At 69.5% G+C, this 14,226-nt stretch carries 14 protein-coding genes; 12 read left to right on the forward strand and 2 right to left on the reverse strand.

Annotated features, from left to right (window positions below):
• Positions 1-28 precede the first annotated feature (28 nt).
• From WME89_RS53305 to WME89_RS53345, 9 genes are all read left to right on the forward strand, one after another.
• Positions 29-817 carry a PhzF family phenazine biosynthesis protein gene (locus WME89_RS53305; RefSeq protein ID WP_438007146.1) on the forward strand — a complete coding sequence of 263 codons (789 nt, stop codon included), beginning with the start codon at positions 29-31 and terminating at the stop codon, positions 815-817.
• A 280-nt stretch (positions 818-1,097) separates the two neighbouring features.
• A complete protein-coding gene (locus WME89_RS53310; RefSeq protein ID WP_438007147.1) occupies positions 1,098-2,429 on the forward strand; it encodes an aspartate kinase in 1,332 nt (443 codons plus the stop codon).
• Positions 2,430-2,650: 221 nt separating this feature from the next.
• A complete protein-coding gene (locus WME89_RS53315) occupies positions 2,651-3,457 on the forward strand; it encodes an HAD family hydrolase (RefSeq protein WP_437622683.1) in 807 nt (268 codons plus the stop codon).
• A gap of 9 nt (positions 3,458-3,466) precedes the next feature.
• Positions 3,467-4,624: an ABC transporter ATP-binding protein gene (locus WME89_RS53320; RefSeq protein ID WP_438007148.1), complete on the forward strand. Its 1,158-nt coding sequence runs from the start codon at positions 3,467-3,469 to the stop codon at positions 4,622-4,624.
• Positions 4,621-5,973 (forward strand): ABC transporter substrate-binding protein, encoded by a 1,353-nt coding sequence (locus WME89_RS53325; protein WP_438007149.1) that lies wholly within the window; start codon positions 4,621-4,623, stop codon positions 5,971-5,973. The genes WME89_RS53320 and WME89_RS53325 overlap by 4 nt, the downstream gene beginning before the upstream one ends.
• The gene (locus WME89_RS53330; protein ID WP_437655203.1) at positions 5,970-6,851 is read left to right on the forward strand and encodes a carbohydrate ABC transporter permease; all 882 of its coding nucleotides are present in this window, start codon (positions 5,970-5,972) and stop codon (positions 6,849-6,851) included. The genes WME89_RS53325 and WME89_RS53330 overlap by 4 nt, the downstream gene beginning before the upstream one ends.
• A complete protein-coding gene (locus tag WME89_RS53335) occupies positions 6,848-7,702 on the forward strand; it encodes a carbohydrate ABC transporter permease (RefSeq protein ID WP_438007150.1) in 855 nt (284 codons plus the stop codon). Before WME89_RS53330 ends, WME89_RS53335 begins: the two co-directional genes overlap by 4 nt.
• Before the next feature lie 122 nt (positions 7,703-7,824).
• Positions 7,825-8,097, forward strand: coding sequence for a hypothetical protein (locus WME89_RS53340; RefSeq protein ID WP_437655201.1), 273 nt, complete (start codon positions 7,825-7,827; stop codon positions 8,095-8,097).
• A 561-nt stretch (positions 8,098-8,658) separates the two neighbouring features.
• Positions 8,659-9,639, forward strand: a complete 981-nt coding sequence (locus WME89_RS53345; protein ID WP_438007151.1) for a hypothetical protein — start codon at positions 8,659-8,661, stop codon at positions 9,637-9,639.
• Between the two features lie 92 nt (positions 9,640-9,731).
• On the opposite strand, the gene WME89_RS53350 is transcribed toward WME89_RS53345, so the two are convergent.
• A complete protein-coding gene (locus tag WME89_RS53350) occupies positions 9,732-10,751 on the reverse strand; it encodes a hypothetical protein (protein ID WP_438007152.1) in 1,020 nt (339 codons plus the stop codon).
• Between the two features lie 1,021 nt (positions 10,752-11,772).
• A complete protein-coding gene (locus tag WME89_RS53355) occupies positions 11,773-12,207 on the reverse strand; it encodes a hypothetical protein (protein ID WP_438007153.1) in 435 nt (144 codons plus the stop codon).
• A gap of 550 nt (positions 12,208-12,757) precedes the next feature.
• Here WME89_RS53355 and WME89_RS53360 point away from each other — a divergent pair.
• From WME89_RS53360 to WME89_RS53370, 3 genes are all read left to right on the forward strand, one after another.
• A complete protein-coding gene (locus WME89_RS53360; RefSeq protein ID WP_438007154.1) occupies positions 12,758-13,117 on the forward strand; it encodes a hypothetical protein in 360 nt (119 codons plus the stop codon).
• A gap of 129 nt (positions 13,118-13,246) precedes the next feature.
• Positions 13,247-13,465, forward strand: coding sequence for a hypothetical protein (locus WME89_RS53365; RefSeq protein WP_438007155.1), 219 nt, complete (start codon positions 13,247-13,249; stop codon positions 13,463-13,465).
• Between the two features lie 292 nt (positions 13,466-13,757).
• The gene (locus WME89_RS53370) at positions 13,758-14,168 is read left to right on the forward strand and encodes a hypothetical protein (RefSeq protein ID WP_438007156.1); all 411 of its coding nucleotides are present in this window, start codon (positions 13,758-13,760) and stop codon (positions 14,166-14,168) included.
• Positions 14,169-14,226: the final 58 nt, after the last annotated feature.

The following is a 14,226-nucleotide window of genomic DNA, read 5'->3' on the forward strand; positions in this document are numbered from 1 at the left end:
TTTGATCCGGATCTCTGACGCCACATCTATGCACAGAATACCGATATACCAGGTGGATGCCTTCACGAGCCGTCTGTTTGCGGGGAACCCGGCTGCGGTGATGCTGATGGATCGCTTCCTGGATGATCCGCTATTGCAGAGCATCGCAGCCGAGAACAACCTGGCCGAGACGGCGTTCCTGGTTCCTGACGGGGAGCGTTATCGTTTGCGCTGGTTCACGCCGACCACGGAGGTGCCGCTCTGCGGCCATGCGACCCTGGCGAGCGCGGCAGTCGTCATGGAGCGCCTGGAGCCCGGCCGTACCGAGGTGGTCTTCGAATCGGCCAGCGGACCTCTGACGGTGCGGCGGACGCAGGCTGGCTACGTCATGAACTTCCCGTCTCGACACGCTGTCGCGACAACACCGCCACCCGACCTGGCCGAAGCGCTCGGCGCTGCTCCGGTCGAAGTGCTCACCGATGCAGTCAATTACATCGCGGTGCTGAAGGATGCGCAGACCGTGCGCGCGCTCTCGCCGGACATCGCTGCGATTGCGCGCATGGACCGCGCAGGGCTCGTGGTGACTGCGCCGGGGGACGCGTCGTACGATTTCGTCAGCCGCTACTTTGCGCCGGCCAAGGGAATCCCGGAAGATCCCGTGACGGGCGGCGCACATTGTGCGCTGACGCCGTACTGGGCGGCGCGGCTGAACAAAACGGCGCTCTTCGCGTTCCAGGCTTCCAGGCGCGGTGGAGAGCTCGTCTGCCGGCTGGTCGATGGCCGCGTCGAGCTGGAGGGCGCCTGTGTCTTCTATCTCGAAGGCCAGGTGGCGATCTGAGGCCCCTCACGCGCCAGGCTCGACGTTCGTCCCCTCGGCTGGCCCTCCGACTGAGCTGGTCCCTCCCGCGCACGCGCAACCAGCTCAACCATGGATGAGCTCGGGAGACGCGGAACGCGGAGCGCGTCGAGGGGGGTAGGGGGCAAGGGAGCCCGGGCGCTCACCACCCCGCAGAGAGGGGGAGCGCCGGGAGAGCACGGCGCTTCCCTCCTCGCCTAACGGCCGGCCCCGAGTATGATGCCGCGCCCATCGGGCCGGCAGGCCCTTGGAGGCACGCGCAATGATCGTCATGAAGTTCGGCGGCACCTCGGTCGAGAGCCGCGCGCAGATCGAGAAGGTCCTTCACATCGTCAGGGCCCGCCTGGCCCGCCGCCCCGTCGTCGTGAGCTCCGCCCACAAGGGCATGACCGACGCGCTGATCAACGCCGCCAAGCTCGCCGCCACCGGGCGGTTCGACCCCTCCATCCCCCTCGGCAGGCAGCGCGCCGTCGCCGAGTCGCTCGGGTGCGCGCCCGACCTCCTCGCGCCCTTCTTCCGGGAGATCGAGGACCTCCTGCGCGGCATCAGCCTCGTCAAGGAGCTCAGCCCGCGCAGCCTCGATTACATCGCGAGCTTCGGCGAGCGGCTGGCCGTGCGCTGCATCGCGGACTTCTTCGCCCGGAGCGGCGTGCAGGCCCGCGCCTACGACGTCTGGGACCTCGGCTTCATCACCGACGCGAACTTCGGCCGCGCGCGCCCGCTGCCCGGCTTCGACGCCCGCGCGAAGGCGATGTTCGCCGAGCGGGTCCCCGAGGGCGTCGTCCCGATCGTGACCGGCTTCGTCGGCCGCAACGAGGCGGGCGAGATCACGACCGTCGGCCGCAACGGGAGCGACCTCACGGCCACGCTGCTCGCCGCGGCGCTCGACGCCGAGGAGGCGCAGATCTGGAGCGACACCGACGGCGTGATGACCGCCGACCCGAGCGTCGTGAAGACGGCCCGGAACATCCCCACGATGCACTTCGACGAGGCGGCGGAGCTCGCGTTCTTCGGCTCCCGCGTCCTGCACCCCTCCACGCTGCTGCCCGCCATGGAGAAGGGCATCCCGGTGCGGGTGCTCAACACGAACCGGCCGGATCACCCCGGCACGGTCATCGACTTCAACACCGACGCCGCGTCCCCCGCCGTGACCAGCATCGCCTACCGCGAGCGGCAGGTCGTGCTCAAGATCAACTCGACCCGGATGTTCGGCGAGGTCGGCTTCCTCGCGCAGGTCCTCGCCGTGCTGGCCCGACACGAGGTCGTGATCGACGTGATCACCACGTCCGAGGTCTCGATCTCGATGACCACCGACGACCTCGGGAAGCTCGGCCGCGCGCTGCCGGAGCTCGAGAGCTTCGGCACCTGCGAGGTGCTGCCCAACCGGACGACGCTCGTCGTCGTCGGGCAGGGGCTGCCGCGGCAGAAGGGCGTCGCCGCGCAGGTGCTCGATGCGATGGCCCAGGCCGGCGTCAACGTCGAGATGCTGAGCTACGCGATGGGCAGCATCAACCTGTGCATGGTCATCGACGACGCGAGCGTCGCGTCCGCTGTCGCGGTGCTGCACCGATCCCTGTTCGAGCGGGCGAGCTGACGGCGCCCGAGCAGGGGAGACGACGCCGCTAGAGCGGGGGAGATCGCGCCGCGGCGGCGGCGCGCTGACGCCCCGCCGCGGCGGCGGCTCAAGGCGCCCGGTCGCCGCGCGGGTGACGGGCACGCGACGGGACGCGACGGGACGTCGACAGGCGTGACGCGACGCGCGCGCCGCAGTAGGCGTGGTCCTCGGCCGGGCTCGACGTCCGGCGCGGGGAGACCATGACCGAAGCACACCTCGACGGCAGCGGGGGCATCCCGCGCGTGAGCACGAGCGACATCCTGCGGCGCCTCGAGGCCGAGCGCGGCGCGGGCGCCACGCACGCCGGCGCGCTCGCCTTCGACGCGGACGGCACGCTCTGGGACGGGGACGTGGGCTTCGACCTCTTCGAGGCGTTCCTCGCGGGGCGCTGCGCGCGGCCCGAGGCGGAGGCGGCGCTGCGCCGCGAGGCCGAGGCGTTCGGCGTGGCCGCCGAGGGCGGCGCGCACGAGCTCGCGAGCGCGCTCCACGCGGCGTTCGCCGCCGAGCGCTACCCGGAGGACCGGGCCTTCGCGATGATGGCGTGGGCCTTCGCGGGGTGGCGCGAGGACGAGCTCGCCGCCCTCGTCGACCGCGTGCTCGAGGAGAAGGGCCACGCGGGGCGGATCCGGCCGGCGCTCCTGCCGATCCTCGACTGGGCGCGGTCGCGCGGCGTGCCGGTGTACGTCGTCTCGGCGTCGCCGCGCTTCGTGATCGAGCGCGCCGTCGCGCGCCTCGGCGTCGCGCCCGAGCGGATCGCGGCCATGACGCCGGCCGTCCGCGAGGGCCGGCTCGCCCCGGAGCTCGGCGCGCCGGCGACATACGGCGAGGGGAAGACCCGGGCGCTCGAGCGCCTCTTCCCCGAGCTCGCGGTGCTTGCGGCCTTCGGCGACAGCGCGTACGACGCCGCCCTGCTGAGGACGGCCCGGTTGCCCGTCGCGGTCGCCCCGAGCCCGAAGCTGCTCGCCGTCGCGGGCTCGATCCCGGGGCTCGTCCTGCTCGCCACCTGAGCTGCCGCCATGGCCACCCTCTCGCTCCGCGGCCTGACCCGACGCTTCTCGAACGCCGAGCGCCCCGCGCTCGCCGGCCTGGACCTCGACGTGGAGGACGGCGAGCTGCTCGTCCTCGTCGGCCCCTCCGGCTGCGGCAAATCGACGGCGCTCCGGCTGATCGCGGGCCTCGACAGCCCCGACGGCGGCACGGTCTCGATCGGCGGGCGCGACGTGAGCCGCGTCGCGCCGGAGGACCGCGACGTGGCCATGGTCTTCCAGGGCTACGCGCTGTACCCGCACATGACCGCGCGCGACATCATCGGCTTCCCGCTGAGGATGCGCGGGGTCGCCAGGGCAGAGCGGGCGCGCCGCGTCGAGGAGGCGGCGGGGCTGCTCAGCATCGGCCACCTGCTCGACCGGCGCCCGGGCGAGCTGTCGGGCGGCGAGCGCCAGCGCGTCGCCATGGGCCGCGCGATCGTGCGCGCCCCGGCGGCGTTCCTCTTCGACGAGCCGCTCTCGAACCTCGACGCCGCGCTGCGCGCCGAGCTCCGGGTCGAGCTCGCGGCGCTCGTGCGCCGCCTCGGCACGACGTCGGTCTACGTGACCCACGACCAGGTCGAGGCGATGACGATGGGCGACCGCATCGCGGTGCTCCGCGCCGGCGAGCTCCAGCAGGTCGGCCCGCCGCGCGCCATCTACGAGGCGCCGGCGAACCTCTTCGTCGCCGGCTTCCTGGGCACGCCGGCGATCAACCTCATCGCGCTCGAGCGCTCCGGCGCGCGGTACGAGGGCGCGGCGCTCTCGCTGCCCGCCCCGCCGGGGGTGGCGCTCCCCGACCGGGTCGTCGCGGGCGTGCGGCCCGAGCACCTGCGCGTCGCGCTCGGGGCACAGGGCGGCGCGCATGGGGAGGCCGGCGCGCGGGGCGAGGCGGGCGCGCAGGGCGAGGCGGGCGCGCGGGGCGAGGCGGGGGAGGTCGAGGTCGAGGCGCGCGTCGTCGTCGCCGAGCCGCTCGGCGCCGAGACGTTCCTGTACCTCGACGCCGGCGGGACCCGCCTGCGGGCGCGGGCGCAGGGCTTCGCGACGCCCGCGCCGGGGGAGGCGGTGCGCGCGCGGCTCGACCCGCGCGCCGTGCTCTGGTTCGACGAGGGCTCCGGCGCGCGGATCGCCCCGCAGGCCGCGCCATGAGCGGCGGCGGGCGCGCCGCGGGGCCGCCGGGGGGGCGCGCCTTCTTCTCGCGGCGCCACGCGCTGCGCGCGCTCGCCGCGTCGATCGCCGCGGCCGCGGGCGCGGCGGGCACGCCCGGCTGCGCGCGGCGGTCGCCGGACGGGCGGGTCGAGGCCTCGCTGTGGTTCGCCTACGGCGGCAAGAACCGCGAGGTGCTCCTGTCGCTCGTCGACCAGTTCCACCGCGAGCAGGGGCGCTACCGCATCGCCGCGGTGTACCAGGGCGACTACTTCGAGGCGCTCGCCAAGCTGCGCACCGCGCTCGCGGCGCGCGCGGCGCCGGCGCTGACGCACGTCGTCGGCGAGGTGGTGCCGTACCTCGCCGAGGCGGGCGCGCTCGAGCCGCTCGACCGGTTCATCGCCGCTGTCCCCGGCGGCGACCTCGACGTCGTCGAGGCGCTCGGGCAGTCGGGGACGTTCGTGGGCGGCGGCGAGCGCCCGCTCGTGTGCCTGCCGTTCAACCGGTCGACGCCGATCGCCTATTACAACCGCGGTGTGTTTCGCGAGCTCGGCCTGTCGCCGCCGTCGACCTGGGACGAGCTCCGCGCCGCGGCGGCGCGGCTCACCGTGCGCGATGGCGCCGGCACGCGGCGGTGGGGGTTCGAGTGCCCGATCGACTGGTGGTTCTGGGCGGCGCTCGTGGGGCAGGCGGGCGGCGAGCTCCTCGGCCCGGACGGCGCGCCGGCGTTCGGCGGCGAGGCGGGCGTGCGCGCGCTCCGGTTCTGGCAGGCGCTCGTGCACGAGGACCGCACGATGAAGCCGCCGCCGGGGCGCGACTACAACGCGTGGCAGGTGACCAACGCCGACTTCCTGGCGGGCCGGGTGGCGATGATCTGGACCTCGACGGCGTTCCTCCGGTACCTGGAGGACAACGCGGGCCAGGCCGGCGCGGGGAAGTTCGAGGTCGGCGCGGCCCCGCTGCCGCGCGACGTGCGGGCGTCGGTGCCCACGGGCGGGACGATGTTCGTGATGCCGCGGGGCGCGCCGCCGGCGGCCCAGGAGGCGGCGTTCGCGTTCCTGCGGTGGATGATGCAGCCGGAGCAGGCGAACGCGTGGGCGACGCGCACGGGCTACATGCCCGTCTCGCGGCGCGGCCTCGAGGCGCTCACGCAGGGCGGCTACTACGCCGCGCACCCGAACGACCGCGTCGCCGTCGACCAGCTCGCGCACGCCGCGCCCTGGCCCTGGTCTCCGGACCTGTTCCGCGTCCAGCGCGAGGCGGTGCAGCCCCGGCTCGAAGAGGCGGTGCTCGCCCCGCGCGACGCCGCCGAGACCCTCGCCGAGGCCGTCCGCGCGGCGCGAGAGCAATGAAGCCGAAGCACCCCCTCTCGCCTTACCTGCTCCTGCTGCCGACCGCGGCCTTCCTCGCCGTGTTCTTCCTGGTCCCGCTCCTGATCGCGGCCAAGAACAGCTTCTACGCGTGGGACATGCTCACGCCGCCGCGCTACGTCGGCCTGCGGAACTACGAGGTCCTCGCCGGCAGCGGCGAGCTCGCCGGGACGCTCCTCCGCACGCTCGGCTACAGCGCCGTCGTGGTGACGCTCTCCGGCTCGCTGGGGCTCGCGCTGGCGGTGGCGCTCGATCGGCCGGGCCCCGTCTACGCCTTCGTGCGGGGCGCCGTGTTCAGCGCCTACGTCGTGTCGTGGGTCGCGGTGGCGCTGCTCTGGATGTGGATCCTCGACGCGGACGGCGTCCTCTCGGCGGCGCTCCGCGGCCTCGGCCTGCCGGCGATGAGCTGGCTCGGCGACCCGCGCTCGGCGCTGCTCGCGCTGGCCGCGGTGAGCGTCTGGAAGATCACCGGGTACGCGATGGTGATCTTCCTGGCCGGCCTGCAGGACATCCCGAGCGCGCTGCACGAGGCGGCGGCGCTCGACGGGGCCGGCCCGTGGCGGCGGTTCCGCCACGTGACCTGGCCGCTGCTCCGCCCGAGCGCCGCCTTCGTGGCGACGACGAGCCTCATCCTGTCCTTCCAGGCGTTCGACGTGGTCCGCGTCATGACGCAGGGGGGGCCCGTCAAGGCGACGACCCTCTTCGTCTACGCCATCTACGAGCACGTCTTCGTGAACCTGCGGGTGGGCCGGGCGAGCGCCATGATCGTGATCTTCTTCGTTTTTTTGCTGCTCTTGACCGTCCTGCAGCTCTGGGCGCTTCGCGCGGGCGCGCCGCGCGAGGGGAGGCGGCCTTCATGACCGCGCGGGGTCGTGAGACAGGGCCGCGCGGCGCGGGGCGCTCCGGCGCGGTGCGGCTCGTCTCGGACGCCGTGCTCGTCCTGGTGGCCGTCGTGTGGCTCGGGCCGTACCTGTGGATGACGATCACGTCGCTGAAGACGCTGCCCGAGATCACCCGCGCTCCGGCCTACCCGCTGCCGCAGGCGATCCAGCTCGGCGCCTACCGCGAGGTGCTGCAGGCGGTGCCGGTGATGCGGTATTTCGCCAACACCCTGTTCATGGCGACCGCCATCGCGCTCCTGCAGATCGCGCTGGCGCTCCCGGCCGGCTATGCCCTCGCGAAGCTCAGGTTCGTGGGGCGGAGCGCGGCGTTCGTCCTGGTGCTCTCGTGCCTGCTCATCCCGGCGCAGGTGACGTTCGTCCCGATCTTCACGATGCTGGGCTCGGTCGGCCTCGTGAACACGTTCGCGGCGCTCATCCTGCCCTTCGGGGTCAGCGCGCTCGGGACGTTCCTTGTGCGCCAGGCGCTGCTCTCGGTCCCTGACGAGATCATCGAGGCGGCGAGGATGGATGGGGCGAGCGAGCTAAGGATTGTCTACCTGATCCTCGGCCCGATGCTGCGGCCGACGCTCTCGGCGCTGTTCCTGTTCAGCTTCGTCTTTCACTACAACGATTACTTCTGGCCGCTGGTCATGACGACCGACGACGAGGTGCGCACGCTCCCGCTCGCGATCGCCCTCCTGCGGGAGCAGGGGACCGGGGTCCGCTGGCACCTCGTGATGGCCGGCAACGTCATCCTGAGCCTGCCTGTGCTCGCTGTGTTCGCGGCGGCGCAGCGGCAGCTCCTGCGCGCGGTGACGGCGCGGATCTGAGCGCCCGGCCGTCGATGCGCGGATTGTTCCCTTCGGGGCGCCCTCTGTTTTGGCCCGGTCGTCGCACCGGCTCGCGGGCGGCAAGCGCAGCGCCGGCCAGGCGCCGCCGAAGGAGATCGACGATGACGACGACCGAACCGATGATGCAGAAGGAAGAGGGCAAGGTCACCACGAAGATCGAGGAGAGGACCGCCAAGGTCCCGTCCGGCGCCTATCTCGGGCTGGCGATCGGCTCCATGGTCCTCTCGGCCGGCTTCATGCTGGCCGGCAAGAAGCAGATCGCGAACTTCGTCGGCCAGTGGGTGCCATCCCTGCTCGTGATCGGCCTGTACAACAAGATGGTCAAGATCGAGCACGAGCTCATCGGATACACGCCCTCTTCCGCCTACCGCTGAAGGCGGCCTGCTGCGGGCGTTCCCCGAGCGCGTCGCCCGCAAGGGACATCGACCCCGGCCACGTCGGCTCCGGATGACGACGTCCCGATGTCGCGTGACGACGGATGCCGGCCAGATGACGACGAATGCCGGCCGGATGACGACGGGTACCTCGTCGATGACGACGAGCTCCCCGCTGGGTGACGACAGGTCTCAGCCCCGATGACGATCGCTCCAGACCGGATGACGACGGCTCCGCGCTCGATGCCGACGTGCCCCGGCCGGATGACGACGGCCCCCGGCCAGGTGACGACAGGGGCGAGCCCGGATGCCGACGCGTCCCTGCCGGATGACGATGGCTCCGGGCAGGATGACGACAGGCGCCACCTCGGATGACGACGGCTCCCTCCCGCAATGACGACGCCCTCCGCCGTGGCGCCGACGGGCCCGCGCACCGCGCACGGCGCGCGTCGCCCGCCGCGCCGTCGTGCTCCACCGGCAGGCGCCAGCCCCGCTCGCCGGCGCCATGGCCAAAACTTGCCAGCCCCTCGACCTGCCGCGCCACGTGCCTAGCCTGCGCGGATGGCCAAACCTACCTCTCCTCCCGAAGAGACCGACGACAACCACCCGACGCTCGAATCCCTGGCCGACCGGCTCGGCACGCCCGAGCCGGGCCTCCTCGAGGCCCTGCTCGACGGCACGACCGGATCCCAGCTCGTCGAGCGCGGGCGGCAGATCGCCTCCTCGCGCGTCCTGACCGACATGCGCCGCCTCTACGCGACGGCGCACGCGTGCTGGTCGAGCGCGTCGAAGGACAAGCGAGAGAAGCTGCGCGGCTTCTCGCCGGAGCTGCTCGCGCTCGCCGTCGAGCAGGCGCTCGCGCTGGAGCGCATGCTCGAAGCCCACGAGAGCGCCGGCCAGAAGAAGGACGCCACGCGCGCCACGAAGGACGCGGCCCTGCGCGACGCGCTGTCGCGCGCCCTGCTCCTGCGCGACCAGGCCTACGAGGTCCTGCGCGGCGTCGGCGGCTCGGGGAAGGAGCCGCGCGAAGAGCTCGCGCAGGCGTACGGCACGGCGGAAGACCCGGCCGCGCTCGCGCGCGGGCTCACCCAGCTCGCCGCCCTGGGCAAGCGCTACCTCGCGCAGAAGAAGGGCCCCCTCGCCGTGCGCGCCAGGCTGATGCGCCTCGACCAGGACTACGTCGAGCGCCTCGAGGAGACCGCCAGGGAGCTCACCCAGGCGGCGAAGACCGCGGCCGCGCGCCCCGCGGGCCAGAAGGTTACGAGCGGCGACCTCGACCGGGCCGACGGCATCAACCTGATCCTGCTCGAGCAGATCGTGCGGGTGTTCGAGCGCGCCAACGAGCAGGATCCGACCATCCCCCGCCTCGTGCCCATCGCGACCCGGCGGCTCTTCAGCCGGAGCTCCAGGAAGAAGGCCACCGGCGCGCCGAGCGGCGGGACCACCGGCGCGCCGAGCGGTGGCGCCACCGACGGCGGCGCAAATGGCGGTACGCCGCTAGCGGAGGACGACCCGCTGGACGACGACGGCGCGCCGGTCTGAAACCAGAGCACCCCGCCGGGAGTGCGCGGCGCTACTCCCGGCGCGGCATTCCCGCGCAGCATCGCAGGCTGGCTCCTGCCGACGGCCGGCCGTTACAGCCGGGCGAGCCGGCCATCTTCGAGCAGCACCCAGGGGGCTGACGCCGAGTACGCTTCGGTCCCGGCGATGGGCAGGCTTGGCGCATCCGTGAGCTGATCGAGTCCCTTGTCTCGGAGCCGCATGCCACGTTCGGTGAGGCGGTAGACGAACGACTTCATCGGCTCTTCAGGGGTCGGCCCAGGCGCACGCTCAACAACTGCGCCCGAGGCATGTTTTGCCCAGTGCTCTAGCCTGCGTGGCAAAAACAGGTCTCCTGTGCAATCGAGAAACTCCCAAAGCGTCGCGACCCGCTGCAACTTTTGACTACACACGGATAGTGGAGTCTGCCATTCCATCGACAGAATAGTCAAAAGCAGCTCGTCGAATCGGCTTAGACGTAGGGCTCCTTCCGTGGTCCTTCTTGGAAAGAAGCATGAGAGGAGCGCCCACAGGGGAGCGAGTTCAGGGAAGCCTTCAACACCACGGACGCAGCTTTCGACAAAAGACAAGGGATTGTCATCGACGTACTGATCCCAGAGGCAAACGGCACGATCGTAGCGCTCGTACGACCAGGGGCGCGCCTTACCGAGACGATCGAGGAGAACCTCGTCAGGGTGATGCGCCACCGACGAATAGCAGTCGAACGGCGGCAGTGGTTCATCGGGAACCCCTGATGGCGGCACGGGGTCGAACTCAAGGACAAGGACGTCCTGAAAAGCGATCCCGATGCGGCGCAACCAGCTGCACGTTTTCCAGAGGTCAACTCTCTCGCGGAGACTCGTCGATACCCACAGAATAACAGGCGGCTCCCAGCGTAGATCCGACAAAAACGGATCCCACTGTTCAGACGAATTCCACCACAACTGTCGCGCCCGAACATGCTTCTCAATCTCGCGGTGGCTGGGCCCGACAAGAAGGCAGTCGAGCCTGCGTGCCACGTTGGTCGCGCCGACGCGTGAAAGACGCTCTGGCATGCCTGCGCTGAAGGCAACATGCGTTGCACCCAGGAGAGCCGAACAATCCGTCGTGTTCATTCGAATCCACAGCTGTAGCACTCGGACGTGCTGTATGCTTTCCCCACCTGACAATCTCTTCGGCACACAGCACAGAGCTTCGTGCCGTAAACGTCCCACTGACGTGTGCAAGGCCAGCCCTTGTCTATGCAAGCGACGTACATGTCAGTGCATGTCTTGCTTGGCGAGCACGACCCCGCCATCGCAAGCGGTGCGTTACCCACTTCTTCGTCTTCCGGCTCGTCATCTGCGCCGTTGCCTGGATAATCTCCCGCCCCTACAGATTCTGTCGGGATTCATCATCCGTACCTCCCGGCTCCACTGTCTCGCATCTGTAAGAAGGCAATTCACACGCCGACACCAGCACCATCACGAGCCCGCCACATAGCACGAGCGCGCTCGCCTTCAGCTTCAAGCGGTACCCCATGTCGTCCTCCCCCGTTCCGGGTGAGCGCACCGATCTCCCAGGAGAGGTGCGGCGTCAAACAGGAGAGGCGCGGCGTCAAAATGTAGTGTAGGGCACGCTGCGTCCGTGAGATCGCTGCGCCGCGGCCGAGCGCGATCGGTCGCGTCAGTGGGCCGGGGCACCTGCGGGCGAGCTACGCGTAGCACCTGCCTGCTGTCCAAAAACAAATGCGTCCACGGCGGATTAATCGATGCCCATCCCTCTCTGTTACGGGCAGCCCCCGGGCTCACCACGCCGTGTGACCTCCGTGTGCCCCGACTCCAGGGCACGGGGCGCCACGAGAGGGCACTCGGGTATACGAGAGGAATCGAGCCCTCGATGGCCTCTGACACCGCTCCGACGCGCCCGACGCGGTGTCCGCCGTATCTCTCGCGCGTCCGCCCCGCAGATTCAGCTCCGGGTTCGATTCCCGGCGCCTCGACCAGGGAGAGCCGCCGCCCCTCGCCGCGAACGCCTGCCCAGCGCATGCCCCGCCGTGACAACGGGACGGTATCGCCGCTGGTCTCACCGATCGGGGCAGCTATGGGGTAACGGCGCCAGGGCGACGCGCGACGCGCGACGCCAAGGAGCGCCGGGTCACTCCCGGCACGGAAGCTCGCAACCCTCGCCTCCGCAGTCGATCCCGCCCTCGTCCCCGTTCTCCACGCCGTCCGTGCACGTCGGCGCCTGGCAGAGACCCGCCCAGCAGACCCCGCTCGCGCAGTCGGCCGGCTTCGCGCAGCCCTCGCCGACCGGACAGCGCGGGCACCCGTCCTTGCCGCAGTCCACGCCGGTCTCGTCCCCGTTCTTCGTGCCATCGGCACACGTGGGGGACGCGCAGACGCCTCCAGTACACACCCTGTCCTGGCAGTCCGAGCCCATGTCGCAGTGCAGACCCGTGGCGCACGGCCGGCAGGGGCCGCCGCAGTCGAGGTCCGTCTCGCCGAGGCCCGCGTCCAGCCGGTTGTTGACGCAGTGGGCAGGGACGCAGCGCGTGCCGTCGCACGCCAGCCCGTTGGGGCAATCCAGCATCGGGTCTGTGTCGAGACACTCGACGCATACCCCGTGAGCGCACACGAACGCCTGGACGGCAGAAGATTGGCGATGTCGTGGAGGTCCTCTGGGGACAGGCGTTCCAGCAGGCTGGAGACTCTTGATGTGCCGTCTCTGCGTCTGTTGTTGAACGCCCAGCCCCCCCAGTCGTTGTAGCCTTGTGGGTACGATGTGAACGGCTGTGGGGACGACGCGAGCAGCAGGCTTATAGGAACCCTCGAGCCATGACCACGAACGCAGGCAAGACGTTCACGGTCGAGCTGACCAGAGTCGCCGATCGCGACGACCTTGTTGCGGAGGTCTGGATTGGCCAGGAGCTTCTCGCTGAGAATCGGCAAGAAGGCGGTCAAGTTCGTCTGCAGCGGGCGGGAGGAACGCCGATTCAAGGGTCCAAGACATTCGAACTTCCCGCGGGCCCTGGGCGCGTTGTCAATCCAGATGGAACTTTTCGGTCGCGACGAAGGCGCGGCTGGTCCCCAGCGGCAGCGGCGTGAAGACCGCATATCCATTGATCGAGTAAGGGGTTTGCATGACATCTCGAGCGAACAGCGACCTGATGGAGCTTTCTCAAGCCCTCGGCCTCAAGTACGAGCCGCAGGACTGGGGCATTGTGAACGCCGACGCGGGCCGGCTTGAGGAGTTTGTCGCTTACTACGATGAGCATCCGACGCTGAGCTCCACCCAGCGCTTCGAGTTAGGTGAGCTAGTGCTGGCCTCCGCCAACGAGGTCCTGCTGGCGACTCCCAAGGCAGCGCTCGTTGGTCTTTCTACGTTCTTGGCCCAGCATGCGAAGGATTTCATGGATCAAGTTAAATATTGGGAATCTGTCAATGATCTCGAAGAATTCCCGCTATCGGCTTGGCTCCAAGAAAATTTTCCGAACAAATGAGAGTGACCAGTCGACGCTGGGCGAGGCGATAGAAAGTTGGCTTACTGACTCGGTAGGTGAGCCCTGGAAGTAAATCATTGCCGCAGGGCGGAGGTGTGCTCGTCGATTTGTTTCTGGGTAGTATGAGTCATGATGAGTGATTGGAGCACTGATAGTCGCTTTACAAAGACTGCTCGTGTCGTTCGGGTTCTTTTAGAACGAAGCGATGAATTGCTGACCATGTGTCTCAAGATTGCCTATGTGGCAGGCCACTCTGAAATGATGGAATGGCGTTTTCTCGGCGTGACCCGGCTTCGATTTCTTGGTAAATCGACGGAGTTGTTTTGGTCTGGTACTCCTGCAGTGTGAGGGCATTGGGGCGCATGGATGGGAGGGAATCCGATTTCGAGTGAATGATTACGAGGAAGAATTCGTGTCCTTCTTCTGCGCGGACATTCACGAGGTCGTTGCGTCGTAATCGTACGGGTTCGAACCTGAACGCCGGAATCGGGCCCGTCCACGGCGGTCACGCGTCGAAAGACGAGGCCTGGTCGTATGGAGGGCCCACCGAAGGAGGTCATCAAGGCGTCCCAGCAGTCGCGTATCAGGCACCTCGCGTAAGAGATCAGATGGCCAGGCAGAGCATCGAAAAGATGCAAGGATGCAAGTGATGTGGCAGCGCGCACTCACCCCGGCAGGGAGCCGGAAACTCGTCATCACATCGCTGGGGGCACCTGCCGACCACGCGATCCAGCGACCTTTCGTGACGCTCCTGCCCGCCTTCAACCCATCGGAGCGGCAGCAAGCGGAGGCGATCACGATGAACCTGATTGATCTCGGGTGCGTAGAGCTCTGTTGCGTGGGGCCCGAAGCCGAACAGCTTCATGATGCCCTGGACAGCATCATCGAGGTTAGCAGCGCGCTGGACGTCGTGACCACATGGCATGAGGATCCCACGGACGCATGCGAGTACTTCCTGCACGCTGCTGCCGGTGGACGAGCCCACTTGCTCGCCCTGATCCTATCCCATCCGGAGCTTCAGGCCGTGTTGCAAGAGGAAACACGAACGTGATGACGATGGCGATCGTGGACACTGCCCCAGTGCCAGGGGGGAATGGGCGCCCTGCCGG

Origin of the sequence: Sorangium sp. So ce321 (assembly GCF_051530195.1) — a bacterium.
In the GTDB taxonomy this organism is placed as follows: Bacteria; Myxococcota_A; Polyangia; order Polyangiales; family Polyangiaceae; genus Sorangium.

Coding starts and splice junctions, on each gene's coding strand:
- WME89_RS53330 (WP_437655203.1), top strand. CDS start 5,970: ATGAAGCCGAAGCACCCCCTCTCGCCTTACCTGCTCCTGCTGCCGACC.
- WME89_RS53340 (WP_437655201.1), top strand. CDS start 7,825: ATGACGACGACCGAACCGATGATGCAGAAGGAAGAGGGCAAGGTCACC.
- WME89_RS53315 (WP_437622683.1), top strand. CDS start 2,651: ATGACCGAAGCACACCTCGACGGCAGCGGGGGCATCCCGCGCGTGAGC.
- WME89_RS53325 (WP_438007149.1), top strand. CDS start 4,621: ATGAGCGGCGGCGGGCGCGCCGCGGGGCCGCCGGGGGGGCGCGCCTTC.
- WME89_RS53335 (WP_438007150.1), top strand. CDS start 6,848: ATGACCGCGCGGGGTCGTGAGACAGGGCCGCGCGGCGCGGGGCGCTCC.
- WME89_RS53305 (WP_438007146.1), top strand. CDS start 29: ATGCACAGAATACCGATATACCAGGTGGATGCCTTCACGAGCCGTCTG.
- WME89_RS53355 (WP_438007153.1), bottom strand. CDS start 12,207: ATGCTGGATTGCCCCAACGGGCTGGCGTGCGACGGCACGCGCTGCGTC.
- WME89_RS53310 (WP_438007147.1), top strand. CDS start 1,098: ATGATCGTCATGAAGTTCGGCGGCACCTCGGTCGAGAGCCGCGCGCAG.
- WME89_RS53345 (WP_438007151.1), top strand. CDS start 8,659: ATGGCCAAACCTACCTCTCCTCCCGAAGAGACCGACGACAACCACCCG.
- WME89_RS53360 (WP_438007154.1), top strand. CDS start 12,758: ATGACATCTCGAGCGAACAGCGACCTGATGGAGCTTTCTCAAGCCCTC.
- WME89_RS53350 (WP_438007152.1), bottom strand. CDS start 10,751: ATGAACACGACGGATTGTTCGGCTCTCCTGGGTGCAACGCATGTTGCC.
- WME89_RS53365 (WP_438007155.1), top strand. CDS start 13,247: ATGATGAGTGATTGGAGCACTGATAGTCGCTTTACAAAGACTGCTCGT.
- WME89_RS53320 (WP_438007148.1), top strand. CDS start 3,467: ATGGCCACCCTCTCGCTCCGCGGCCTGACCCGACGCTTCTCGAACGCC.
- WME89_RS53370 (WP_438007156.1), top strand. CDS start 13,758: ATGCAAGTGATGTGGCAGCGCGCACTCACCCCGGCAGGGAGCCGGAAA.